The following is a 25,047-nucleotide window of genomic DNA, read 5'->3' on the forward strand; positions in this document are numbered from 1 at the left end:
ATTTACCTTTCTAGCAGTTTTTTTGCTTTTTCAGTGTTTTTGAAGTGTAGTTTGGCGCAGAAGTTGAGTCCCTGCATACCATAAGCTTGGAGGATTTGGCTAGCTACCTTATCAGAAGTTGCTACAGCTCCGCTTGGAAGTTGGTAACCAAGTTCTCTACCCAGATTTTCGAGATTCTCTAGAAAGAGATCACGCGCAATGATAGAGCTTACTGCGACAGCCAAGTATTTACCTTCAGCTTTTTCCTCCAGACTAACTGGATTGGAAAAATGATTGGCTTCATTTTTCAAGTACTTTTCATAGTTTTGAGCACTAGTAAAAGCATCGATAACAATCTTTTCAGGCTGGACTCCTTTTTGGAGAAGGAGAAAAATTGCTTGATTGTGTAAGGCTACCTTAACAGAAACGGCGTTGTAGCGCTCACCGATGACTTCGTTATACTTACTTGGAGAAAGCAGTAGAGCTTGGTGCTGGATTCTCTCTTTAAGGAGAGGGGCAAGCTGACGAATCTTTTGGTCTGTCAGAGTCTTAGAGTCCCCAACACCTAGTTTTCGCAGAAAGTCATGCTGGTCAGGCGTAACAAAGGATGCTACTACAGCTAGACCACCAAAGTAGGAACCATTTCCTACTTCGTCAGTTCCAATCATCGGAAAGTTTTGTCCACTAGCTACTGGCCTGACCTGATAACCAAAAAAGCTGGCGTAACGTTCAGCAGCTTCTCCTTGCAAGAGCACTTTTCCTGATGTATAGATGGAAACACTTGCCTGCGGAAGTTTCAAAAAGTAGCGAATATAAGGATTTTTACTAGGAGTCAGTGCTTGTTCATATTGCTGAACAAAGGTTTGGATTTCCTTTTCACTCGGGGTTAATGTAATACTTGCCATAGTTCTTATTGTACCATAAAAGCCGTAGAATTGGTAAAAACTGACAAACTTAGTGAAATTTGGTATAATATCGTGAGGTGAATTTTTATGGCAAATTTAAATCGATACAAGTTTACATTCGGAAAAAAAACATTGACCCTTACAACTGAGCATGATAACCTCTTTATGGAGGAAATTGCCAAGGTCGCAACAGAAAAATATGAAGCAATCAAAGAGCAAATGCCTGGAGCGGATGATGAGACAATCGCTATTTTATTAGCAGTCAATAGCTTGTCAACCCAACTCAGCCGTGAGATTGAATTTGAAGATAAGGAACAAAAATTAGACGCCCTCCGTCATCAAGTTGTAGGGACCAAACAAAAGCAGAGCAAGATTGAGGACTCCCTATGATTTCCATCTTTCTTTTATTGGTTCTGGCTTGGAGTTTTTATATCGGTTATCGTAGAGGATTAGTTCTCCAGATTTACTATTTTATAGCAACTGTGATTTCAGCTCTTCTTGCAGGAAATTTTTATCAATCTTTAGGGAAACAATTTGATTTGTTGATCCCATATGCAAGTCCACAGCAAGGGCAGGGTACCTTCTTTTTCCCGTCAAATCAACTTTTCCAACTGGACAAAGTCTTTTATGCAGGTCTTGGTTACCTCTTAGCCTTTACTATATTTTATTGTATTGGTCGTTTGCTGGGTCTCTTTCTTAATCTTCTACCGACTAAAAAGCTAGCGGGTCAATATTTCCGTATAGGTGCAGGAGTTTTATCAGTGGCTGTGACCTTATTTGTCCTCCAGATGATACTGACTATTCTTGCGACTGTTCCTTTACAAATTGTTCAAAATTCACTTGAAAACAGTTTTGTAGCTAAACACATTATCCAGAGTGTTCCAATCACTAGTCATATGATTAAACAACTCTGGGTAACCAAAATAATCGGATAAAAAGGGCGGGAACTATTCCTAGCCTTTTGTTTACAATTTCATACTCTTCGAAAATCAAATTCAAACCACGTCAGCTTCGCCTTGGATTATATATGTGACTGACTTCGTCAGTCTTATCTACAACCTCAAAGCAGTGCTTTGAGCAACCTATGGCTAGCTTCCTAGTTTGCTCTCTGATTTTCATTGAGTATCAATAGTTTAGGAGCCTTTTTGAAAAGAGTGAGAATTTGAAAAATTCGTTCGCTCATTACGAAGGAAAAGAAAATGAATAAAAAAATACTAGAAACATTAGAATTTAATAAGGTCAAGGCTTTATTTGAGCCCCATCTTTTGACTGAGCAAGGACTAGAACAGTTGAAAGAACTTGCTCCGACTGATAAAGGAGACAAGATTAAGCAAGCTTTTGCAGAGATGAAGGAAATGCAAGAACTCTTTGTCGAGCATCCTCATTTCAGCATTTCTGCAACAAAAGATATTGCTGCAACTAGCAAACGTTTGGAGATGGGTGCTGACCTCAACATCGAGGAATTTCTCCTTCTCAAGCGTGTCATCTTTGCCAGTCGTGAATTGCAGAATTTTTATGACAATCTTGAAAATGTACGTTTAGAACACCTAGCTAACTGGTTTGAGAAACTTCATGATTTTCCACATTTACAGGGAAATCTACAAGCTATCAACGAAGCTGGATTTATTGAGAACTTTGCTAGTGAGGATTTGGCACGAATCCGTCGAAAAATCCATGACAGTGAGAGCCAAGTCCGTGATGTCTTGCAAGATCTTCTAAAACAAAAGGCCCAGATGTTGACTGAAGGTATCATCGCAAGTAGAAATGGTCGCCAAGTTCTTCCAGTCAAAAATACTTATCGTAACAAGATTGCTGGTGTAGTACATGATATCTCTGCCAGTGGGAACACTGTCTATATCGAACCGCGTGAAGTAGTCAAGCTGAGTGAGGAGATTGCAAGTCTACGTGCAGATGAACGCTATGAGATGATACGTATCCTCCAAGAACTCTCTGAGCGAGTAAGACCGCACGCGGCAGAAATCGCAAATGATGCCTGGATTATTGGACATTTAGACTTGATTCGGGCTAAGGTTCGCTTTATCCAAGAGACGGAGGCAGTAGTACCTCAAGTATCTGAGGGACAGGAGATTCAACTCCTTCACGTTCGTCATCCCTTGGTGAAGAATGCCATCGCAAATGATGTGCACTTCGGCAAAGAATTAACAGCTATCGTCATCACTGGTCCCAATACTGGTGGTAAGACTATCATGCTGAAGACCTTAGGTTTGACGCAATTGATGGCCCAGTCTGGACTGCCAATTCTAGCCGATAAGGGCAGTCGTGTAGGGATTTTCGAGGAGATTTTCGCAGATATCGGAGACGAACAGTCCATCGAACAAAGTCTCTCAACCTTCTCTAGTCATATGACTAACATCGTCGATATTCTTGGTAAAGTTAACCAAAACTCGCTCTTGTTACTAGATGAGCTTGGTGCTGGTACAGATCCTCAAGAAGGAGCAGCCCTTGCTATGTCTATCTTAGAAGACTTGCGTCTGCGTCAGGTCAAGACTATGGCAACTACGCACTATCCTGAACTAAAGGCCTACGGGATTGAAACGGCCTATGTTCAAAATGCTAGTATGGAGTTTGATACAGCTAGCCTGCGCCCAACTTATCGCTTTATGCAGGGTGTACCTGGTCGAAGTAATGCTTTTGAGATTGCTAAACGTCTAGGATTGTCAGATGTCATCGTAGGCGATGCCAGCAAGCAGATTAACCAAGACAATGATGTCAATCGGATCATTGAGCAATTGGAAGAACAAACACTTGAAAGCCGGAAACGTCTTGAAAATATCCGCCAAGTCGAGCAAGAAAACCTCAAGATGAACCGTGCCCTTAAAAAACTTTATAACGAGCTCAATCGTGAGAAAGAAACTGAACTCAATAAGGCACGTGAGCAAGCTACTGAGATTGTTGACTTGGCTCTAGCTGAGAGCGATGATATTCTTAAAAATCTCCATAGCAAATCACAACTAAAACCACATGAGATAATTGAAGCCAAGGCTAAGCTCAAAAAATTAACCCCTGAAAAAGTAGATCTTTCTAAAAACAAGGTCCTACAAAAGGCCAAGAAAAAACGAGCTCCAAAGGTTGGGGATGATATTATCGTTTTAAGCTATGGTCAACGTGGTACCTTGACCAATCAACTCAAGGATGGCCGTTGGGAAGCACAGGTTGGCTTGATTAAGATGACACTTGAAGAGAAAGAATTTGACTTGGTTCAAGCCCAGAAAGAAGCGCCAGTCAAGAAGAAACAAGTCAACGTCGTCAAACGTGCAGCAGGCAAAGGTCCACAGGCTCGACTAGATCTTCGTGGCAAACGCTACGAGGAAGCTATGGAAGCCTTGGATGCCTTTATTGACCAAGCCCTGCTCAACAATATGGCCCAAGTCGACATCATCCATGGTATCGGTACAGGTGTCATCCGTGAAGGGGTGACTAAGTATCTGCAAAGAAACAAACAAGTCAAGAGCTTTGGCTATGCACCACAAAATGCAGGTGGATCTGGCGCAACCATTGTAACCTTTAAGGGATAAAGTGAAACGAATGAAAATTTGATCCTAGATAAACTACCTCTACCTGCAAGATAATCTGTTACAGTCTTTTCTTTTAACTCTGAACTATATTTCTTCCAGCTATGACGCTCCTTGAGCCCTTCGACACCCTCTGTTTGATACTTACGAATCCAATTTCTGATTGTGTCACCATTTACTCCAAATGCTTTGGTCAAAATAGATATTGACTTCCCTTGTTTAAGGTAAAGATGAACAACTTCTAACTTCTCCTCCACTGATTTCGGACCTCTTTTTGACATACGAAAACTCCCCCTGTAGTTTCTAGTGAAATTTTGTTTTTTCACTGTCCACTATAAGGGGAGTATATCAAACTTTAGTAGTAAGCAAAAGGGGGCAAAAATATTATAGCCAATTGAAACAAGAACAAGACAAGAGAGCCTCAAAAAAGTATTGCAAGTTGGTAATACCTTTTTGAGGTGCTTTTTGATATGAGCCCATGTTTTCTCAATTGACTATAGAAGCAGATTCTAATTTTGAAGTCGAGTATGAAGGTAATTTAGAAGTTTATTTTTATAAAAAAGGTGGTGGAGTGTTTAGTGATAATTCTGAAAATGAATTAGATATTTATTGCAATAATGAACTCTTTGTGACTGTAATTTTAGAATAATAAAGTGAGTATAGCAAGCTATTATTAGTAGACTGTATAAATTTATGAGTAATAGGAAGTTGTGCAAGAACGTTGTTTTTACAGAAGTTAAATAGTGGGTCATTACGTTTCAGTAGAAACGAAAAAGCCTTGATTTAACGCGATTCTTGAATTTTCAAATTTCAATGTATTGCAATAAAAATCAACCGAATGACTACATTTTTGACTACATTTTTTGTGAAATAAATTAGATGTTCGGATATATAGAAAACGCTCTAGTCATATTGTCTAGAGCGTTTTTGTGTTGTTTAAGAAAATTAGATGTTGCTTTTAGAAAACTACACATTTCAGATTTTTTTAAACAAAATTTAATTGTTGATAACTAGAAAGGATTATTATGTTTACAAAAAATAAATTTCAATACTGTATATACGATCATGAGAGACTAGAACTTCATGAGCTACAAAAGGAATATCAAAATGATAAAGCTGGGACAAAACTTAAGTATGAAAACCAATTATTTTGTCCTGGTTGTTGCAAAGTGGATTTAGTGATAAACGAGAAAAAAGGGAAAATCTATTTATCAAGCCATCCTAAATCACCTCATGGTGACGGATGTGAATATGCTTTGGAATCTGCTTCGAAACTGGAACTGAAAGATTACTATGAGAAAATTGATGCAGACTTAGCTGAGCAACTCTTAAATCGTATTTTAGAAGAGAAGACTACTAGAGCAGTCCAGCCAGTTAACGCCAACTCTCCGAAAGATAAGAACGAAATTTCCGATGTAAAATTTGTTTTAGAGAATAAGGTAGGCGTCAGAAAATATTTACCTCGCAGATCCCTTCTCCTAAATGAATTAGAAGTATCTGACCATCTGACTATGTACTATGGAGAGTGTAAGGCATTTTTAGGAAAGACTGATAAAAAGTACTATCTACGAATGTTTCAAAACAATGATCATGCAAAGTACATCTGCAATTTAGTAATTCCTGAAAGAGTGTATAGATATTTGGAAGATGAATTAAGATTTATCCCACAATCAGAAGATTTAAGTTTTAAACATTCAAGAGCCAATGCAGTTCCTGTAAAGTTAGCCTTTGTCTCTACCATGAACAAAAAACAAGAATATTATAATGGATACTTGAGCTTTTCAAAATTACTTAGAGTAAAAGGCATTAAAAAATATTAATTTAACGAGATTGATCCGCACCCTCTAAATCGTATGTAAAAATAAAAGGTAGAACAAAAGTAGAAAATTTTTAATGAATTTTTGAAGAAATTTGTTAAAATAAGAAAGACTGTAAAATAAAACCCAACCAAAATTTATTTTGGCTGGGTTTATTTGATATTCTTTACAATCTCATTAAATGAAGATATAATTTTTCCTTGCTTATCTTTGGGTAATTTTGTTAAGTTTTCAAAAAGTACTTCTGAAGAATCTTCTCGATCTGATTCAAATGATTGTAGGTTGAAGAACTCCTCGACCGTTAGATTTAGGGCTTTGATTACGGATTCAAGAGTTTTTATCTTAAAATCATACTTCATGTTCTCTATATTTTGAATCGCTTTAACACCTAGGCCAGCGATTTCAGATAATTTTTCTTGACTTAATCCCTGTGCTTTTCTACACTCACGTATGCGAAAAGCGATATGCTTTTGTAATTTATTATATTTCATGTTATCTACCATTTTACTATCTGTTTTCTCTAAAAATAAGTATAATAAACTATCCAAAAACGATAAAAGTATGGTAAAATAGTACTATAGTTTAATAAAATGCATAGGGCATTGTACAAAAGGAGTTTATAAATGTCAAAAGCTACGGAAAATAGTCATAGTACTGCTACAAAATTGTATACGGGTACGGTTATTTCTGCCATCGCAGCAACTGCAAGTCTTGTCGGCACAATCGGAACTGCTCACGCAGATACAGTAGAGGTTCCATTGCCTACAACTGCTCAAACCGAACCAGCTTTGGTAGAGAAAGAAGCGCCTAAGAAAACTGAAGTGAAAGTTCCTACTAAGGAAGTCACTAAAGAACAAGTTGACGTGGCTAAGGATAAACTTGATAAATCTACCCAAGCAGTAGAAGATGCACAAGCCAAGAAAAGCCAAGCGCAGACTGAAAAAGACCAAGCGCAGACTGAAGTAGGTAATACTCAATCTGAAGTAGATAATGCTCAACAAGCCAAGGATAAAGCGACTCCAGAAAACATTGAAAAGCAAAATCAAGAAGTTACTGGTGCTGAAAAAGGTAAAACTGACGCAGAAAACCAAGAGAAGAATGCTGAAAAAGACCTTAACAAAGCAAAAGAAGTTGTCGCAGACCAAGAACATGTAGTTCATAAGTCTGAGAAAAAAGTAGCGGATGCTTTAAATGAGGTTAAAGATGCTCAGAATGATGTAGATAATGCCCAAGCTATTTTGGACGGTACAGGTCAAGCGAAAGTTGTCGAAGAAAAGGAAAATGCTGAGGCTTTCCAAAAACAAGCACAGGCACAGTTGACGAATGCAGAGGAGGTCTTGGAACAAGCTAAGTCAGACGACAAGAATCTTGCAGATGCAATTTCAAGCGTCCAAAACGAGTTGACAGAAGCTAGTAAGGTAGTAGTAAGCACAGAATCTAAGTTGACTGATGCTACTAATAAAGCTGACCAGACACAAACTGCTCTTGAAAAAGCACAGGATACCTTTACTGTGGCTGAAGCTAGCTATAAGTCTATTAACACTTTCCAAGTTACTGATGAATATGTTAACGCCTTGAAATCCTATGTAAATAATCCTCATGACATTTTGAATGAACGTGATAAGTGGAAAGAACATAGAGAGAAAGTAGAGTCTATCTTAAAATCGGTCAACCAAGAAAATTTGGATTTGAATAAATTCAAAGGAAATGTCACTGATAAAGCTATCAGTGTTGATGCTAATAACTTGACAACCGAACAAATGACAGAACTTTCTCTATTTGCGAGCGATCTACTTAACCAAATCCGTGAGCGTTTTGGAACACCTAAGACTGTTGTAACAAAAGGTATGGTTCAAGTTGCTGACGAAGTGACTGACGGTTACGTAGCTGATGATTGGGGATTCGGAAAAGGTCACGATAACAAAGCAGTAAACAACGTGGCTCGTAAATATGGATTGCCTACTTATGAGGATGATACTCAACAATACCTTGAAAACTTAAACAGTGTCAATAGTGGTGATGAAATTCATACCATGTATGATGCTAAAAAATGGGTTTATGAAAGTATTTCTGACTTGCTATTTAATGGTTGGGAGTGGATGCACGCTCAAAACCTAACAGGTGTATCTTCTGTTCGAGGTGCTACTAAAGAATATTTTGCTTTAGATATTTCTAAGAGTCTAGGACGTACAAGCGCACACTTCATATCAGTTTTTGATAATCAAGTTACTGGAAACAAGTTGGATAAGACTGAAGTACCTAACAATAATACAGCAGAAAGTATTGTAAAAGCCTATAATGTTGCAAATTCTGCCTTATTAAATGCTCAGACTGTAAACTCTCAGGCACAACGTGAAAAAACAAGTGCTTCGCTTGCGAATATCAAGGCTAAAGGGGAGCAGGAGACAATTCAAAAACGATTGGATTCTCTTAAAGCTACACCTTTGAAAACACCAACTGCTCAAAGCAATCTTGAAAAAGCGCAAGATATCTTTGCTAATGCTAATACGCGCCTTAAAAACGCTAAAAAGGCACTAGATGCTCTAACTGCTGATGTGAAACTGAAACAAGATAATCTTGCTAAAGCTAAGGAAGTCCTTGCTCAAAAAGAGCGTAATCTTACTAATGCTAAGAACAACCTAGCAACTGAACAAGATAAATTGCTTAAACTTAAACAACTAGTACAGATTGCTGAAAACAATCTTGAACTTGCTAAAGAAAAAGTAGCACTAGCTAATAAGACGCTTGAACAAGCCAAGGCTGACCTTGAAAACTTGCTCAATGCAGAACCTAACTTAGCTAAAGCTAAGGAAGTCCTTGCTCAAAAAGAAACTACTCTTAAAGAGAAAGTGACTGCTTTGAAAGAGGCAGAAGCGAACCTTGACAAGTTGTTGAAAGAACAGAAAATCGACCAAGAGGCTTATGATAAACTCTTCGCCTTATATAGCGCGCAGGTAGAAGCTAAGCGTTTAGCTGACCTTGAAGCGCAAAAGAAAGCGATCCTTGAATCAGGTAACACACCTATTGAAGTCTATGATGAAACTGGAAAACTTGTATCTTACCAAGTTAAACCTAAGACTGTTTCTCAATCACCTGCGTCCTATAATGGTGCATTAAATAAGAAACAGGATAAATCATTGCCAAATACAGGTGAAAAATCAAGTGTTCTTGGATTGATTGGAGTTTCAATTATTAGTGTATTAGGTTTATCAGTAAATAAGCGAAAAAATAAATAAAAATAGTAAAGTAGTTCTAATCGTAAAATCGGTAAAACTCAGATATGTCATTTTAGCATTTCGTAAAATTAAAGTGGACGCCTGTCCACTTTTTTTTGCACCCTAAATAATTTCGATAGTCTGTGATGAAAAAATAAATAATAGGTTTGACTTAATATTATTTCTTATTTCTTGCTCGACTTTTTTCAATTTTTTCCCATAATTTCCTTTCTCTTATCGCAGCCCAGCTATTTGGATGCTTTTTTATATACATCTTTTCATTTAGGATTTGAAACTCAGAATTAAATTTAATTCTTTCCTCAATTAGTGACCTTAAACCATCAAGATCTCCATTTTGAAAATAATCAAGTATTTCCTTTCCTTTTTGATATTTTTTAATATATCCAAGAGCATTTCCACCCCAGTGATCATCATTCTCATGTCTACACTGATATACTATTAATTCTTCTAAAAGGTCATCTATCTTATTTATTACTCTAGTTGTATGAAGTAATTCTGTCTGTTCATCATGAAATTCATCTTTTTTATTTTTATCTTCAAGTGTTGACAAAAAATTATCTTCCCACGGGAAAGCTCGAAGCTTCAAATCTTCCAACACTCCACCATCAATCATATTTTTCTGCTCTTCTTGCATTGTTTTTTTTATAAATATAATTGATTCTAAGTTCTGATATTCAAAACTTTTGTGTTCATTTACAAACTGTTTGAATTTTTCTTTTAACACTTTGTTATAAAATTCTGTTAATGCGCATTCTATTTTAATAAGTCGATTCTGTCCTTCAAATTCAACAGGGAAGTTCTCGTTATAAAATTCTATAAAATGCTTGATTTCTAGCGAAAAGGACTTATAATTTTCCCAGTCTATTGCCCAGTCGCCTGTTCCAAAATATAAGCGTTCAGTTGCTCTAAAAATTCCAGTCATTAGAAGTTCCCAATTATCTCTAATGAGGATTTGGTAAATTTTTTTCACATCGTTTATATTCATTTTCATTCTTTCAAATAGTATATTCAATGGTATGTATCCTAAAACTATTCTCCATAAATTTTCATCGTATTCTTCGTAAAGAATATCTAAAATTAAAGCCGTTGGAAAAAATGTTTGCAGAATATTTTGTTCGCTATAATTGCCAAAAAAAATTTCATCATATGATTTATACATCATATTTCTTGCTCGAAATTTAATCGTTTCATCATTATTTAATCCTTCAGCAGAGTCGTAGGGGCTAAATTTACAATTATTGTAAATATCTATAAGTGTAGTAGGAGTAAATAGATGAGGATTTTTTTTATTTATTTTTCCCTTTCGAATTTGTCCTATTAGTGGGGGGTTGCTAGGGCAAATTTCTCTATTAGATAACATATGATATTTTGGTTTTGTCTTAATTTTATTATTGCCATATTTCCAATAATGTTCGTTGTTGCCATATTCTTTGCGTTCGTTGTTAATTGCATGGATTTTACAATCAAGTCTTATCGATGCTAATTCTATTAAAAATTTTTTTGTATTTTTGAATTCCATTTTTTCTCCAAAAAACGTGGTATTTTTCAAGCAAAATCTGTTGCATTTAACCATAATTATACCATGATTTTATATATATAATATTGATTAGAAGTTATTAAACTTCAAAAAACTTACAGTCCTATCTGATGCGCATCAAATAGACGGATTGAAACAAATATGACGATATGATGATAACGATCATATCTTGCATAAAATTGTTTTTACCGTTTGTTTGGTGTGCTTTTTACCATATTTCGATACTCAATTTATGCTCATATATGTTTCTTTCAACCTATTCCATTGGGCTGTTAGAAGAGAGGCATGTATGTCTAAAGTGGAACAACGTCGTAGTCGTAAACTTATTGAAGCTGTTGAAAATAATAACTGGGAAACAGTAACACGCTTATTAGCACAACCATTTAATAACCTCGAACGTAAAGAACGTTATTATGGAGTAATAAGTCTCAATCTAACTATTTCGAATGAGGGAAGAAAAACGGAAATCTTAGATTTATATTCAGATAATACATATAATCCAATTGAACTATTGCTTATCAAAGAACGTAATGAACTTCTTATGAATGCACTATCTAAACTATCAAAAGATGATCTCCATATCTTATTGGAAATGACACTCAATGGGACTTCTGCGTTGCAATTGACAAAAGAAACTTCTTTCAAAAGTCATAAAACAATTAAAAAGCGCTATGAGAATATTTTAAAATTTTTAAAGGAGGAATTAGAAAAATATTTTTAAAAAAATTAGCAGGAATTACCAATTTCCTGTTTTTTTCTCCTTATAGATAAGGAGGTGGTTCCTATGATTGTTTAATGCAAGAAATCGAAGAATACAACTGGAGTACGATAAATAAGAAAGAGGTAAATCACATGAAAACAAAAAATCGTAAGAACGGCTATTCAGCCAATACAGCTAAACAATATGTTGATCAGAAGCAAGCTATTCATTGCTTGAGTACTGAATTCGAAGCGCAAATTAAGTTTGAAGATGGTCAGCCAACTGGTGAGATTATTGGCCACAAAGCTTGGTTCTCTCAAAAAGGTTTGCCACCATTTCAAGTGAAGTTTGAATCTGAAGTTGCTCTACCAGCATATTTAGCGATGGTTGATTTTGATGGATTAGAAGCCTGTGAAGTTGGCTATAATGTCTATTTCCGTGCCAATAACATCAAAGAGGTTAAATAATGACGGATAAAGAGCTTGCTCAATACTTGCTCCAAGCCCTAAATATGGGGCTTGGCAATATTATGCAGGGAGAAACTAGCTACACAAATAGTTTTGATATTAAAATTTTGCAAGATGGTTTTCTATTTATCCCACGATTACCAGCTGGGTACATCATTGATGATAATCTTTATCAGAAGATTTTTCTGATTGCTAATGCAGCTCTCTTTCCAAGGTATACGGTATTGAAACAGAACTCTGCTTACTTTCTTGCTCTTGAAACGGATGATATACATGTGCAACGAGGCTTGTTTTTTCCCTGGAAAGAAGGAATTTCTGAAAGACTTGTAATTTCAGATTTAGATCGATTTGCGTTGGAACGAGAAAAAAATATTATTCCGATCATGAAAAATTTAACTCTGGATTTTAATAAAGTAACTTCTGTAGCTATCGCAGGAAATAGTGGGTCTGGAAAATCTTATGCTTTGACGTACTTTTTAAGCTTGCTGAAGATTTTTTCGGATTTAATTATTGTGGATCCAAAATTTGATACACCTTCCAGGTGGGCACGTGAAAATGGTATTTCAGTTATCCACCCTAAACGTAATCGTTCAAAGTCTGATTTTGTTTCAGAGATAAATGAAAATCTAAGCTCATGTTTGAATCTTATCCAAGTACGTCAAGAAATTCTCTATGACAATCCTAATCAAGAGTTTAAGCATTTAACTATTGTAATAGACGAAGTTCTCGCGCTTTCAGAAGGTGTCAATAAAACGATAAAAGAGTCTTTCTTTTCACTCTTATCACAAGTTGCACTTCTCGGGCGAGCGACCAGAGTGCATCTTTTATTAGTTAGTCAGCGTTTTGATCACAATACAATCCCTATTTCTGTTCGAGAACAACTGAATGTACTTATTCAAATTGGGAACATTAATAAGAAGACAACACAATTTCTGTTCCCAGATTTGGATCCAGAGGGGATAGTCATTCCAATTGGAAAGGGTACAGGCTTGATCCAAATCATTGATAATGAGCATCCTTATCAAGTTCTTCCCTTGTTATGTCCAACTTATTACACTAAGAAAGGTATTTTATGAATGACAAAAAGAATTTCTTTCAGAGAACTTTTAATTTTACAGTAACGTTACTTATATATGGTTTGTTTTTCTTTTGTTTGACAATTGGTCTCAGATTGCTACAGAATTTAATGGCAAATGCTCAAAGTACATACTTATCTCATCTGTTTGAGATGATGAATCAATGGGCTAGTAAAGGTGAATACTATACAAAAACCCTAGCAATTTTATTGCCGTTAATCGCCTTATTTTTAATCATAATTGAGTTGGTTCTACGCGCTATTTATGACAAGCCGGCTAATTATTTTAGATCCGCTTATCAAACGATTCGCCTCATTCAGTTTTTGAGACAAGATGAGAATTCTCAACTAGCATTTTCAATTGATAACTCTTCTACTGTGACAAGATTCAATCCTATTTTAAGGAAATTTAATAGAGCAACATCTAAGTGTGTTGTTGATGTAAGAAATGATTCTGTGACGATTTTGATTAAGTATCCGAAAACCCAGCAGTCTCAGAAATTACTAAGAGAAATGGAAAACTATATCAAAGAAGAAATTTCTAGTCGCAATCCAGAATATTATTTTTCTGCACCAAACCGGCGAGGTAATAAGCTTTGGTTTAAATCTACAAAAAGATAATAAATTGGCAGTGCTTGGTTCACGTAGTGAAGACCAGAAGTACTGCCTTGTCATGAAATCTAATTGGCAGATACACTGGGGCTACTACGACCCCCAGTGTATCAATAATCAATAATCACATGAATTGCAAACAATTTGAAAATGCTAGTTGAAGGGAGGTAGTCATGGCTAAAGATAAACGTTCGAATAAGTGGGCATTCCTGATTTATCAAGAAAGCGCGCCGGAAAACTATCTTGATATTCTAGAGGGGATGCATATTCCATTTGTATTAAGTCCATGGCACGACAAAGATGTTAACAAAGAAACTGGAGAATTTAAAAAAGCGCATAAGCACGGAGTCCTATTTTTCGAATCACTTAAAAGCTATACGCAGGTTTCAGAGTTACTAACTGAAAAACTACATACACCTTCTCATGTAGAGGTAGTCATGTCACCAAAGGGAATGTATGATTATTTCATACACGCAGAGAATCCTGACAAAACACTTTACAATATGGATGAGATTGAATCTGGTTGTGGTTTTGAATTGGAGCAATTTCTAATCACTAACAATAACGATCAATTTCTTTCAACTGTGATTGATATTATCGAAGAACACAACTTTACTGAGTTTAACAATCTTGTTAGATATGCACGAGTTGAGAATCCGTCACTTTTGAATCTCATTATTGATAAGACGTACTTTTTCGCAAAATATCTGGATTCTCGTAGACACTCAAGTCATAGAAAGGAGAGTGAAAAATGACGAATAATGAGCTCATAAAATTGAATCAAATTGAACAGATTTTGAATTGTTTACTTGCTTTGATGCAGAAACAAGAAAATACTCAAAAGCATGTAAGTATACTTACTCAGAAAGAGCTGCTTTCGATACTTAAGATTTCACCAAACACCTTGAAGTCTTGGGAGAATACAGGGCTTAAACGATTGGAACCACCCATCGAGGGAACTCGAACTGTTTACTATAGAATGGAGGATGTGCTGACCTATTTAACTCCTTGATTCTGAAAAATGTGCTAAAATAGTAATATCACATAGAATAATGTGAGGTTGTTATTTTAGCCTTTTATATATATCCGAACGTGAAAGGCTACTATGCAGAAAGAAACTATCATTCACAACAATCGAAAAGTCATTAAAACTACCAAGAGTAACGGGTCTATTAGCTATACGCAACGTGGGGTATATATTGGTGTAGATGTTAAAACTGGTAAAAAAGTTACATCATCTATAACTGCTAAAACTCTAAAAAGTCTTGATAGGAAAATCATTCAAGCTCGACTTGAATTTGAAGCGAAGGGTTCAACTTTAAAAGAGACTTTGTTGATTAATAACTTCGAGGAGTTAGCTGAAGCCTGGTTTGTCAGTTTTGTAACTTGGGTCACTTCTCAGAATACTATCAATCGGGTTCGAAGCTATCTTGATACCTACATTATCCCTAAGTTTGGAGAATATAGGCCTGAAGAAATAAAATCTGCAGATATTCAGATTTGGGTTAATAAATTAGCTCAACAATCTAAAAAGTCTGTTGAATCAGGTGTTAAAAAATCCAAAAAGGGACACGCAAAAGATTTCGGTGCAGTTATCTATAAACTCAGTGATATTTTCGATTATGGGATTACAAATTTCGAACTTTCTCATAATCCAGCTCGGACAGTAAAAATCCCTCCAAAACCAAAGGTGGTAAAGGAGAGAATTATGGTATTGCACGGAGAGGATTTGGGCACTTGGCTGAACTATCTTGATACTCTTCCTGACACACGAGCTAATCGAAGATTTAAAGTTATCTGCGATACGCTGTTAGCTTCTGCGCTTCGAATCAATGAACTTCTTGCTTTATCAATCCATGATCTCGATTTTGATTCCAATGAGATCATCGTTAACAAGACGCTAATGTGGAAAGTTGGAAATAAGAAACTTGGGATCAAGGGTGAGATTGTTTGTAAGAACAGTGCCAAAACTGATTCTGGTAACAGAAGAGTTGCAGTCCCGAGACAAATCTTAGATGACTTGAAAGCTTTTCATGCTGAGATGAGTGATTACTTTGTGAGTCATGATTTACCAACTGTGGATCTAATTTTCCCGACAATTTACGGAAACTATATGTGTGACAGAAATGAACGTGCAACGCTTAAAAAGCGTTTGACTGAGTTGGGACTACCAAACTATGGTTTCCACCTTTTCCGTCATACACATGCTTCTTTGATGCTGAATGCTGGTGCAAACTGGAAAGAGATCCAGATAAGAATGGGTCATAAGTCGATCAAAACGACAATGGACACTTATGCTGAATTGGCACCGAAAAAGAAAGCAGAAGCAGTTGAAATCTACCTCAAAGAAATTGCAAAATTGACGGCTTAGCAAAATGACTATATTTATGACTACATTTTCTAAAGAACAATCTAAAAACGTTGATATGACGACGTTTAAAGGATGCTAAAATAACATTCACAACCTTATTAGAAAATAAAGTAAATCTTTTTAGTAGAGGATAAGAAACTTCCAGATGGAGATGCAGAGCAAGTCTACAAAAAGATTTCAACACCGGTAACTCCAGAGAAAGCAAACTATGCTAAAGAAAATACTCCTCAGTTGCCAAATACTGCTACTGAAGATAGCAGCACTTGGACTTCTTGGAGTAATGTATGGATTTGGTCTTGTAGCTCATAAGAAAAAAGAAGGCTAATATTCTGATTAAAAAAGATTAGCTATTTGTCAACTATAGTGGTGAAGAAAAATTCTGACCACATAGTCTATCATGTCTGCCACATAGACAAAAGCTATTGTTTGCGATTTTTATTTCTGTTATAGTTGTAATTGTTAAAGGGAGATAAAACTTCTTAACAAAATAAAAATTGAGGTCGTATCATGAAAAAAGTATTAGGTATTGGATTTTTAGTTGTTGCAGTAGTAGTCTTGTATTTTGGCTTTGTTGGATGGCCGAGTTTGGATGTTAACATCTGGGCACTATTTCCAGTAGGTTTATTTCTGTTTTTTACTCTTGAAAATCTGGTAAAAAAAGATTATAAGGCCAGTATTATGTGCTTGATTATTGCTTTTATCATCGCTAATGCTATTCTTGATCTCTTGCCACTTTCAAGTGGTGTAGTTATCGGTGCTGGAGTGCTGGCTTGTGTGGGGATTGGTTTTCTCTTTCCTGAAGCCAACAAGTAAGAAGAATAATACAAAAAATCTCGAGATTTTCTCGAGACTTTTTCTTTATTGACCTGCGTAATATTTTTGAATCCCCTTAACGATACCTGCAACCAATCTATTTTGGTAGGCATCACTGCGGACTTGTTGATTCTCATTGAAATTGTCAATATAGCCCAATTCCAATAGAACAGCTGGTTTATCAGTTTCTCGAAGGACAGCAAAACTACTTTGTAGGAGTCCTGCATCCTTAGCACCAGTTTCAGCTAATAGTGAAGAGTGAATATCTGCAGCAAGGCGATTGCTTTCGCTGATTCGATCAGGATGGTTATGCCAGTACGGATTGATCTTAGCACGATAGCCACTGTCTTCTTCGTAAGAGTAAGTTTGAATACCAGATCTCCCTGAAGCAGGATTTCCGCTTGCATTGAAGTGAATACTGATGAACATGTCTGAGTCCGTTTTGTTAACCATTTTTGAACGTTCAGTGACAAAGTCGACATAGACATCACTATCTCTCGAAGAAAGAACGGTATAACCAAGACCCTGGAGTTCCTTACGTAGTTTTTGATAAATTTGCATGGTTAGGTCTTTTTCCTGAGTGTTATAATAAACAGCACCAGGGTCTTTTCCACCGTGACCTGGATCTAAGAAAACAGTTTTTGTGTATTTCCCTTTTTCAAATCCACGACTTTCTGGAATTTCAGCAATCCATTTTCCGTTACTCTGGAATAAATGAGTTTGACCGTTTATTTTCTGAGTTCCAGTAACGTAGACGCCATTTTCTTTCAGGTAATACCAAGCATTATAGTAGTTATCAAATATCCATTCACTTTTTGCCATGTAACCACCTGACTTGAGGTAGTAAGAGCCAATCCATTCACGCGCTGCATAAGCTCCACCAGATTTCAAGTAGAACCAGCTATTATAGTTTTTATCGAAAATCCATTCTTTTTCGGCCATAGCTCCACTATCTTTGAGATAGTAGCTACCAATCCATTGGTTATTGGCCATAATACCATCTTTGTTAAAATAGTACCACGCGCTACCGACTTTTTCCCATTTCTCTTGAGTTGGACGACCAGATGTTTGGGCAAAGTACCATTTTCCTTCTAAATAAACCCAGGACCTTTCAGCCATAGCTCCACTATTAGAGAGAAGGTATCCGTTAAAAATTGTATTACTTAGCATGATACCATCTTTGTCAAAGTAGTACCAAGAGCCGCCAATTTTCTCCCAATTATTTTTGATTAATTTCCCAGAAGCCAGGGCATAGTACCATTGTCCATCTTGTTTTACCCAAGCACTCTCAGCCATGGCTCCACTATTCGTTATCAGATAGCCGTCAAAAATTGTGTTGCTGAGCATGACACCGTCTTTGTCAAAGTAATACCAGACACCACCGATTTTTTCCCATTTTTGTTGAGAAATTTTTCCATAAGCGTTAGCGTAATACCATTTATCTTGGAGTTTACTCCAACCAGAATCGACCATAGCCCCGCTACTAGTCAGGATATATCCATCAAAAATAGTATCGTTCAACATGATTCCATCTTTGTTGAAGTAGTACCATTTCCCGTGGATTTTTTTCCAGTTTAGAACAGGGGCATTATTTTCATAGAAGCGCCAGATATTTTCCTCGAATACCCAACCATCTTTTTGGACTTCAGGAGCCTTGTCTTCTTCTTTCTTAGCTGGATTTGTTGTTTGATTGGCATTTGCCTCAGTTGAAGGTTCAGTTTCCTTGGCTGGGAGACTGTTTTTCTCCACTTTGTCAGTAGAGGTTTCACTGTGTGTTGTTTCTACTGGGGTAGACTGTGCTTGGTTTTCCTCAGCATAGCTAAGGTTGCTTGTTAGACCAAATACTGAAAGCGTAATGGCACTTGCCAAGAGCGTTTTTTTCACTTGATTTATCTCCTATTTTAACTTTTTTATAATTTTATCAGAAAAGTGCCTCAGATGGAACATTTAGTGGCCAAGATCGAGGTGCTGGTGGGCTATATTGTAATAGTTGACTATTTCATCACGAAAATTTGAACAATCATGATGATATAGATGAGCAGTGTTAGTAAAAATCCAGCTCGCCAAAAGAATTTAATAAATTTTGGATAATAAAAGCTACGTCTTTTGTTTAAGAAGAAAAAGACTAACACAATTGCTAGTATTGATAAGGCTATTCCCAATACGGGAAGTTGATTGTGTGTAAACATCTTAGCCGTAATCAAATAATATTCAAATATTAGAAAAGGAAAAGCTAAATCAGCAGCATTGATGCCCCTTTTCTTTAACTTAAAGAGTCTGCTTAAAATAATCGCCAGAGCTAAGGTTAGTACCAAAAGCAAGATGGAAGCAAGTTTCATTAAAATCATACCATTATTGTATCATAAAATTTTGAGAATAGAAAAGTAAATTCCGTGATTTATCACTGTTTTAGCAAAAAATCATTGGTAAGAAACAGGTTTTATAATTCCTGCTTGAACAGAATGAATCATGTGTTTGCTACGATGATAGTTTGAACTCTCAATATAAATCTTTTTTATGGTGACCATAGAAAAGATATATTAGTCAGAAAGAAAGAATAGTAGTAGAATGAGTGGCAAATAAAACAAAGGAGTTTCTTATGAAATTAGTTACGTTATGGTCAAAACTCTCACTTGGTATCCAATTATTGGTGGCTTTGGTCTTGGGTGTGATTGCTGCAGTCATCTGGCCACAATTTGCAGGCTTTTATCAATTTTTAGGTCAAGCCTTTATTAAATTGATCAATATGGTTATCATTCCTTTAATCTTCCCAACTATCGTTGTTGCGGTAGCTGGTGTTATCGGGAAAAAATCTTTTGGGAAAATCTTGACCAAGAGTTTGGTTTACTTTTTCGTAGTAACAACTGCTATTACTCTTTTGTTTGTATTTGCTAGTTACTATTTAGGATTTGGTCAAGGAGTGAATATCGGTCAAACTGGTGGTAACCTTGATGGAATTGCCAATAATGTAAAATTTAGCGAATTTTTGCTTGGTTTTATTCCATCAAATATCGTCAAGTCTCTTTCAGAAGGTGCCCTCTTGCCAATTATCGTGTTTGCCATCTTTCTTGGTTACGGAATTGGTAATCTTAAATCAGAGAAATCTCAGAAAATTATCCAAGGTTTCCAAATCTGGATTGAGGCCATCTACAAGATTGTTACAGTGATCGTCAAACTTTCACCGATTGGAATTTTTGGATTTATCGCCAAAGATGTTGCAACTACTGGCCTTGATAAATTGATTGGGCTTGGTCAATTTGTAATCGGAACTTACTTGGCTTATGCTGTATTGGTTCTCCTAATTTTCCCTTTGATTGCTCTATTCTTTAAAGTACCATATTTGTCAGCCTTTCGTGAAAATTGGAGTCTCTTGACTCTGGCCTTTGTTACTGGTAGTTCTAGTGTTGTCTTGCCATCACTTCTTAAAGATTTGAAAAAACAGGGGCATGACGAGCACACGATTGATTTAGTTGTTCCTTTAGGATATACTTTTAACTTAGAAGGAGCAGCAGTTTATTTCTCAGTAGCGACAATTTTTATTGCTCATGCCTACGGTATTCAATTTTCTTTATCAAGTCTCTTGTTTACTGTTTTATTGTTGACTTTGATTGGAAAAACTGCGGCAACCGTACCATCAGGAGCTATCGTGGTTCTACTAGCTGCAGCACCTCAGTTAGGCTTGCCAGTTGAAGGAGTAGCCTTGATCTTTGCAGTTGATTTCTTTGTCAATGCTGGCCGTACTATGATCAATGTTTTGGGTCAAATCTTAACAGTCAGCGTGATTGAAAAAACTGAAGGATATATTTTAGAAGAAGAAAAGGAAAGCCAACTTTCAGTCAGCTTTTCTTAAGGAGTATATGAGTAATGAGTGAAGCAAAAGTTTATGTAATTCATGAGAATCTTGAATGGACCCAGCATTTGGTCAAATGGTTGGAAGAACTAGAAGTCCCTTATGAACTGTGGGATTTGTCTAGTGGAATTTTGGATCTGCAAAGTCCACCGCCACAGGGTATCTTTTACAATCGTATGTCTGCGTCTTCTCACACCAGAGGACATCGCTATGCGCCAGAATTTACAGAGCAGGTGATTACTTGGTTAGAAGCCCACGGACGCAAGGTTGTGAATGGAACAGGTGCTATCAACCTTGAAATCAGTAAAATCAAACAATATTTGAAGTTAAACGAGTCAGGCATTGAGACTCCTGCGACAGTTGCAGTTCTGGGCCAAGAAAATATCATTGAAGCAGCCAGAAAATTGAACATCTATCCATTGATTACCAAGCACAATCGAGCAGGTAAGGGGTTAGGCGTTCAACTCTTCCAAAATGAAGAAGAACTTGAAGCTTATGTCAATAGTCCTCTCTTTGAACCATCAGTGGACGGGATCACCTTGTTACAAGCCTATATCAAACCAAGTGATGGACGCATCCGTCGTTCAGAGTTTATCAACCAAAAGTTCCTTTATACTGTTTCAATCGATTCTTCAGATGGTTTCCAACTGTGCCCAGCAGATGGTTGCCAAATCGGCAAGAGACCAGAGCAACTGGAAACGTCTGAGAAATTCCAGATTACAGAACCTTTACCAGATTCTCGAAGAGAAGCTTATGAGAACTTCCTTAAGAATGCTCAGATTGAAGTTGCTGCTATTGAATGGGTTCAGTCAGAGAGTGGTGATATTTATGTTTATGATGTAAATACCAACACAAACTACAATCCTACCGCAGAAAAAAATGCCAATATTTTTGCTCACCAACATTTGGCTCACTATCTAAAAACAGAATTGCAAGCCCTAACGAGTGGACAATAAAGTAGGAAATTCAAAAATCCCCCAGTATTAAATGACTGGGGGATTGATTTGTTTATACTCTTCGAAAATCTCTTCAAACCAAGTCAGCTTCCATCTGCAACCTCAAAATAGTATTTTGAGCTGCCTTCGTCAGTTCTATCCACAACCTCAAAACGGTGTTTTGAGCAACCTGTGGCTCGCTTCCTAGTTTGTTCTTTGATTTTCATTGAGTATTAATCGATAAAAAATTATTGCTTTGCTTTAAAGTTTGGGTCTTTTAGGCTTTGGACACTCGCATTGATCACTGCACCGATAATCAATATTTTGGCAATAATAATGAACCAGAACATCATGACAACAACGATGATGGAACTGAAAAATCGAACGTCGACTAGATAGTTGACATAGTTATTGAAATAAGCTGAAAAGATCGTTAATAGAGATATGAGAGTAAGAAGTACGAACAGACTTCCAGGAAGGACATAACGAATACGACCGACTTTCACATTTGGAAGGAAATAATAGAGCATGATCAAAATTGCAAAAAGTAAGGCATAAATCAGCGGTCCTGTAAAATCCTGTAAATATGCAAATAGAGAACTTTCGGATTTCCAGTAGTTTTTTAACAAATCCAATAACATATGACCAAACATACTTAGGAATAGGGCTATAGCAAAGAGAATTTGAAGTCCCAAACTAACTAGGAGACTCATCAGTTGGTGTGAGATAATTCCTCTATTTTTTGCAATTCCATAAGCTTTATTAAAAGATTTTTGGAGGAAATTCATGGATTTTGAAAAGGTCCAAAGAGCTGATATTACCGCAAAACTCAAGAGTCCAGCAGATGGTTGTGTCAGCACTTCACGAGCAATCTTTGCTACTACATCATAGATCGTATCTGGTAAAAATTCCTTTAGTGTGATCAAGAAATCAGAGATCGGAATTTGAAAATAAGGCAAGATATTGACGGCTATCATAAGTAAAGGAAAGATTGAAATCAACCAATAATAAGCCACAGCTACACTGGTTAATTCACTATCTGAGACTTGATAGTAATGCAAAAAAGCTTTTAACAGAGGTTTATCTGTTATTTTTCTCCATAGCTTTATCATTTATCAATCCTCCATTTTTTAATTGTTTATGTTATATAGCCATTAATTTCTGCGAACTAATTCCATCATATCATAAGGTAATGTGTTGGCTGATTCTTTTAGAGAATAGGTTTCTAGGTTGTTTACATTTTGTCGTAGTTTTTTAGCATACTGGGCTGAGATGAGTTTTTGTTTCTCGTACTCAAAGATGCATTTACGTTCTAGATAATAACCTCTCAACATTTCGTCGATATTATTGGGTTTAATACGATTGATAACCCGCTCCACAAAGGCACCACTGGTAATATGACTGGTTTCACGGAGACGCGATTCCTGCATGAAGCTGATCAGAGAACTCTTATAAATCCCTTTGAGGTTTTCCAAACTTTCGATGATGATTTCAGTGTTGGCTAGATAGAGCTCTGCAATCTGGTCATAATCGATGGCAAGAAGTCTTTGATTTTCCTTGTCTCTCCAAGAACGAAAGGTTTTGCCAAATGTGAGCAACTCATGAAGGAGAAAACGCACAATCCGTATAGAAACAAGGAAGTAGTAGGTTAGTCGAGAAGCAAAGTTTCGCTTAATATTTTTCTCCATGCTTTTCAGGTAACGTTGGTAGACACGATATCCTCTTTCGCCGATTTTGCCTTCTTCATAGGCCTGTTCCAAACCATCGTTCTCGATACTGAGAATCAAGAGTTTCAGAGCTTCCCAGTCTTCTTGGATTTCTTTATTTTCTTGGCTTAGAATGAGATTTTCAATCCGTCCATGATAGTTATCAATCGCAGCATAGAGGGGAACCTTGTTTTTAGTATGGTCCAAATCTCTCTCTAACTCCATGGCAACATCGTTTAGGATAGCGATATGCATGAGATGATCCTTAGATGGCTCTTGCTCTTCCGAAAGGTGTGGCAAGACCAGTAATCCAGTAAGAAAACTGACAAGGGTTACACCTGCGACGAGGAAGAGAAGAAGAGGATATTCTTGTTCCAGATTAGTAGGTATCAAGAGGATGGTGGCGATAGACACTGTTCCTTTAACTCCAGAAAATGTCAAGAGAAGCATATCTTTGACATACTTGTGGAGGCTTTTTTGAAGTTTCTTTATTCGAAACGCGTAAAAACCGTAAATCATTACAAAGCGGATAGCAAAGAGTAAGAAAGTTAAAAGGAAGACAGTGATGAGAAGGAGCACATTGTTATAAAAAGCACTCTTAAGAATCGGCTCCGCAATCATTTCCAGTTCCATTCCTAACAGTACGAAGACAGAACCATTGAGCATAAAGGTTACAGTGTGCCAAACGGTCTCGGTCACTGTATCCACTTGAGCTTCTAGAAGATTGATCTTTTTAAAACGACTGGCTTTTAAAATACCAGCGACAACGACTGCGATAATTCCAGAAACGTGAATCTCTTCAGCGATGAAGAAGGTTAGAAGTGGTAAACTGAGATCTAATAGAAGTTCACTGGCTATATCAGTAGCTCGAACACTGAGTAGAAAAGTATGGAGGAAACGATTGATTAAGGCTGTTATGAAGCCGACTGCAAACCCTCCAACGATGGAAATAGCTAGGGAAATTCCTGCTTGAGCGATTGAAAAGGTTCCCGTTGTCCATGCGATGAGAGCTACACGAAAGGCAATTAGCCCAGAAGCGTCATTTAACAAGCCTTCCCCTTTTAAGATATTTGAAATTCGTTTTGGAAAGGTAAATCGTTCAGAAAGGGAAGCAAAAGCAACCAGGTCAGTAGGACCAAGTGCAGCCCCTACGGCTAGGCAGGCTGCTAATGGTAAGCTCGCCCAAAGAACATGGGCAAGTCCTCCCATACTTAGAGTAGATATAAAGATGACAGGGAAAATTAGATAGAGAACGATTCTCCAGTGCTTTAGGATAGAGGTTACATCTGCTTCTTGAGCTTCACGAAAGAGTAGTGGACCAATGACTAAAGCTAGAAACAACTCAGTATCTAAGTGATATTGGTTGTTGGGTAAGCAAAGACCAAGTCCGATTCCCAGAAGAATCTGAATCAGGGGCATGGGTAAAAAGGGAAGCAGCTTATTGGTCGTACTAGAAACAATGAGAACAAGCAAAAATATCAAGAGATAAAAAAGTAAATCCATCTTCTACC

At 36.8% G+C, this 25,047-nt stretch carries 25 protein-coding genes and 2 pseudogenes; 17 read left to right on the forward strand and 10 right to left on the reverse strand.

Annotated features, from left to right (window positions below):
* Positions 1-2: 2 nt before the first annotated feature.
* Positions 3-884: a ribonuclease HIII gene (gene rnhC / locus RRU92_RS05240; protein WP_315638817.1), complete on the reverse strand. Its 882-nt coding sequence runs from the start codon at positions 882-884 to the stop codon at positions 3-5.
* 87 nt (positions 885-971) lie between these two features.
* On the opposite strand from rnhC, the gene zapA reads away from it, so the two are divergent.
* The 3 genes from zapA (at position 972) to RRU92_RS05255 (ending at position 4,420) form a co-directional block, all read left to right on the forward strand.
* Positions 972-1,274: a cell division protein ZapA gene (gene zapA, locus RRU92_RS05245; protein ID WP_315638818.1), complete on the forward strand. Its 303-nt coding sequence runs from the start codon at positions 972-974 to the stop codon at positions 1,272-1,274.
* Entirely contained in the window at positions 1,271-1,819 is a 549-nt protein-coding gene (locus tag RRU92_RS05250; protein ID WP_315638819.1) for a CvpA family protein, read from the forward strand. The genes zapA and RRU92_RS05250 overlap by 4 nt, the downstream gene beginning before the upstream one ends.
* A gap of 264 nt (positions 1,820-2,083) precedes the next feature.
* The gene (locus RRU92_RS05255; RefSeq protein WP_315638820.1) at positions 2,084-4,420 is read left to right on the forward strand and encodes an endonuclease MutS2; all 2,337 of its coding nucleotides are present in this window, start codon (positions 2,084-2,086) and stop codon (positions 4,418-4,420) included.
* Here RRU92_RS05255 and RRU92_RS05260 read toward each other — a convergent pair.
* Both RRU92_RS05260 and RRU92_RS05265 read right to left on the reverse strand, forming a co-directional pair.
* Positions 4,363-4,698, reverse strand: a complete 336-nt coding sequence (locus RRU92_RS05260) for a transposase (protein WP_410530119.1) — start codon at positions 4,696-4,698, stop codon at positions 4,363-4,365. The two genes, RRU92_RS05255 and RRU92_RS05260, sit on opposite strands and share 58 nt — an antisense overlap.
* 103 nt (positions 4,699-4,801) lie before the next feature.
* Positions 4,802-4,908 (reverse strand): annotated as a pseudogene (locus RRU92_RS05265) (IS630 family transposase); the annotation flags it as partial.
* On the opposite strand from RRU92_RS05265, the gene RRU92_RS05270 reads away from it, so the two are divergent.
* Together RRU92_RS05270 and RRU92_RS05275 are read left to right on the forward strand one after the other, a co-directional pair.
* The gene (locus tag RRU92_RS05270) at positions 4,896-5,066 is read left to right on the forward strand and encodes a hypothetical protein (protein WP_193388990.1); all 171 of its coding nucleotides are present in this window, start codon (positions 4,896-4,898) and stop codon (positions 5,064-5,066) included. The pseudogene RRU92_RS05265 and the gene RRU92_RS05270 overlap by 13 nt on opposite strands.
* 376 nt (positions 5,067-5,442) lie before the next feature.
* The gene (locus RRU92_RS05275; RefSeq protein WP_101782261.1) at positions 5,443-6,237 is read left to right on the forward strand and encodes a hypothetical protein; all 795 of its coding nucleotides are present in this window, start codon (positions 5,443-5,445) and stop codon (positions 6,235-6,237) included.
* Between the two features lie 149 nt (positions 6,238-6,386).
* On the opposite strand, the gene RRU92_RS05280 is transcribed toward RRU92_RS05275, so the two are convergent.
* Positions 6,387-6,725 carry a helix-turn-helix domain-containing protein gene (locus RRU92_RS05280; RefSeq protein ID WP_101782310.1) on the reverse strand — a complete coding sequence of 113 codons (339 nt, stop codon included), beginning with the start codon at positions 6,723-6,725 and terminating at the stop codon, positions 6,387-6,389.
* A 132-nt stretch (positions 6,726-6,857) separates the two neighbouring features.
* On the opposite strand from RRU92_RS05280, the gene RRU92_RS05285 reads away from it, so the two are divergent.
* Complete coding sequence (locus RRU92_RS05285; protein WP_315638822.1) at positions 6,858-9,470, forward strand: SEC10/PgrA surface exclusion domain-containing protein; 2,613 nt, start codon at positions 6,858-6,860, stop codon at positions 9,468-9,470.
* 157 nt (positions 9,471-9,627) lie between these two features.
* Here the strand turns inward: RRU92_RS05285 and RRU92_RS05290 are convergent, their stop codons facing one another.
* Positions 9,628-10,989 carry a hypothetical protein gene (locus tag RRU92_RS05290; RefSeq protein ID WP_101782259.1) on the reverse strand — a complete coding sequence of 454 codons (1,362 nt, stop codon included), beginning with the start codon at positions 10,987-10,989 and terminating at the stop codon, positions 9,628-9,630.
* Positions 10,990-11,296: 307 nt separating this feature from the next.
* Here RRU92_RS05290 and RRU92_RS05295 point away from each other — a divergent pair, with 307 nt between their 5' ends.
* The 9 genes and pseudogenes from RRU92_RS05295 (at position 11,297) to RRU92_RS05330 (ending at position 17,045) form a co-directional block, all read left to right on the forward strand.
* On the forward strand, positions 11,297-11,728 hold the full coding sequence (locus RRU92_RS05295; protein ID WP_101782258.1) for a hypothetical protein: 432 nt from the start codon (positions 11,297-11,299) through the stop codon (positions 11,726-11,728).
* Positions 11,729-11,859: 131 nt separating this feature from the next.
* Complete coding sequence (locus RRU92_RS05300) at positions 11,860-12,174, forward strand: hypothetical protein (RefSeq protein WP_101782309.1); 315 nt, start codon at positions 11,860-11,862, stop codon at positions 12,172-12,174.
* Positions 12,174-13,250: a cell division protein FtsK gene (locus RRU92_RS05305; protein WP_315638824.1), complete on the forward strand. Its 1,077-nt coding sequence runs from the start codon at positions 12,174-12,176 to the stop codon at positions 13,248-13,250. The genes RRU92_RS05300 and RRU92_RS05305 overlap by 1 nt, the downstream gene beginning before the upstream one ends.
* Entirely contained in the window at positions 13,247-13,870 is a 624-nt protein-coding gene (locus RRU92_RS05310; RefSeq protein ID WP_315638825.1) for a hypothetical protein, read from the forward strand. The genes RRU92_RS05305 and RRU92_RS05310 overlap by 4 nt, the downstream gene beginning before the upstream one ends.
* A gap of 164 nt (positions 13,871-14,034) precedes the next feature.
* Complete coding sequence (locus tag RRU92_RS05315) at positions 14,035-14,616, forward strand: replication protein (protein WP_101782255.1); 582 nt, start codon at positions 14,035-14,037, stop codon at positions 14,614-14,616.
* Entirely contained in the window at positions 14,613-14,873 is a 261-nt protein-coding gene (locus RRU92_RS05320; protein ID WP_101782254.1) for a helix-turn-helix transcriptional regulator, read from the forward strand. The genes RRU92_RS05315 and RRU92_RS05320 overlap by 4 nt, the downstream gene beginning before the upstream one ends.
* Before the next feature lie 93 nt (positions 14,874-14,966).
* Positions 14,967-16,232, forward strand: coding sequence for a tyrosine-type recombinase/integrase (locus RRU92_RS05325; protein ID WP_315638826.1), 1,266 nt, complete (start codon positions 14,967-14,969; stop codon positions 16,230-16,232).
* Between the two features lie 228 nt (positions 16,233-16,460).
* Positions 16,461-16,557: pseudogene (locus RRU92_RS10335) on the forward strand (cell wall anchor protein); the annotation flags it as partial.
* A 182-nt stretch (positions 16,558-16,739) separates the two neighbouring features.
* Positions 16,740-17,045: a hypothetical protein gene (locus RRU92_RS05330; RefSeq protein WP_315638827.1), complete on the forward strand. Its 306-nt coding sequence runs from the start codon at positions 16,740-16,742 to the stop codon at positions 17,043-17,045.
* A gap of 45 nt (positions 17,046-17,090) precedes the next feature.
* Here the strand turns inward: RRU92_RS05330 and RRU92_RS05335 are convergent, their stop codons facing one another.
* The gene (locus RRU92_RS05335) at positions 17,091-18,929 is read right to left on the reverse strand and encodes an N-acetylmuramoyl-L-alanine amidase (protein ID WP_315638828.1); all 1,839 of its coding nucleotides are present in this window, start codon (positions 18,927-18,929) and stop codon (positions 17,091-17,093) included.
* Positions 18,930-19,039: 110 nt separating this feature from the next.
* Positions 19,040-19,393: a DUF3397 domain-containing protein gene (locus RRU92_RS05340; RefSeq protein WP_065427051.1), complete on the reverse strand. Its 354-nt coding sequence runs from the start codon at positions 19,391-19,393 to the stop codon at positions 19,040-19,042.
* A 251-nt stretch (positions 19,394-19,644) separates the two neighbouring features.
* Here RRU92_RS05340 and RRU92_RS05345 point away from each other — a divergent pair, with 251 nt between their 5' ends.
* Together RRU92_RS05345 and RRU92_RS05350 are read left to right on the forward strand one after the other, a co-directional pair.
* Positions 19,645-20,895 carry a dicarboxylate/amino acid:cation symporter gene (locus tag RRU92_RS05345; RefSeq protein WP_315638829.1) on the forward strand — a complete coding sequence of 417 codons (1,251 nt, stop codon included), beginning with the start codon at positions 19,645-19,647 and terminating at the stop codon, positions 20,893-20,895.
* A gap of 14 nt (positions 20,896-20,909) precedes the next feature.
* A complete protein-coding gene (locus RRU92_RS05350) occupies positions 20,910-21,851 on the forward strand; it encodes an alpha-L-glutamate ligase (protein ID WP_315638830.1) in 942 nt (313 codons plus the stop codon).
* 83 nt (positions 21,852-21,934) lie between these two features.
* Here RRU92_RS05350 and RRU92_RS05355 read toward each other — a convergent pair whose 3' ends face one another.
* Genes RRU92_RS05355 through RRU92_RS05365 form a run of 3 tightly spaced genes read right to left on the reverse strand, consistent with a single transcriptional unit; the run spans position 21,935 to position 25,039 of the window.
* The gene (locus RRU92_RS05355) at positions 21,935-22,057 is read right to left on the reverse strand and encodes a hypothetical protein (protein WP_315640934.1); all 123 of its coding nucleotides are present in this window, start codon (positions 22,055-22,057) and stop codon (positions 21,935-21,937) included.
* 21 nt (positions 22,058-22,078) lie between these two features.
* Positions 22,079-22,942, reverse strand: coding sequence for a YihY/virulence factor BrkB family protein (locus RRU92_RS05360; RefSeq protein ID WP_315638832.1), 864 nt, complete (start codon positions 22,940-22,942; stop codon positions 22,079-22,081).
* A gap of 42 nt (positions 22,943-22,984) precedes the next feature.
* Positions 22,985-25,039, reverse strand: a complete 2,055-nt coding sequence (locus tag RRU92_RS05365) for a sodium:proton antiporter (RefSeq protein WP_315638833.1) — start codon at positions 25,037-25,039, stop codon at positions 22,985-22,987.
* Between the last annotated feature and the right edge of the window lie 8 nt (positions 25,040-25,047).

Source organism: Streptococcus sp. DTU_2020_1001019_1_SI_AUS_MUR_006, from assembly GCF_032340315.1.
Taxonomy (GTDB): domain Bacteria; phylum Bacillota; class Bacilli; order Lactobacillales; family Streptococcaceae; genus Streptococcus.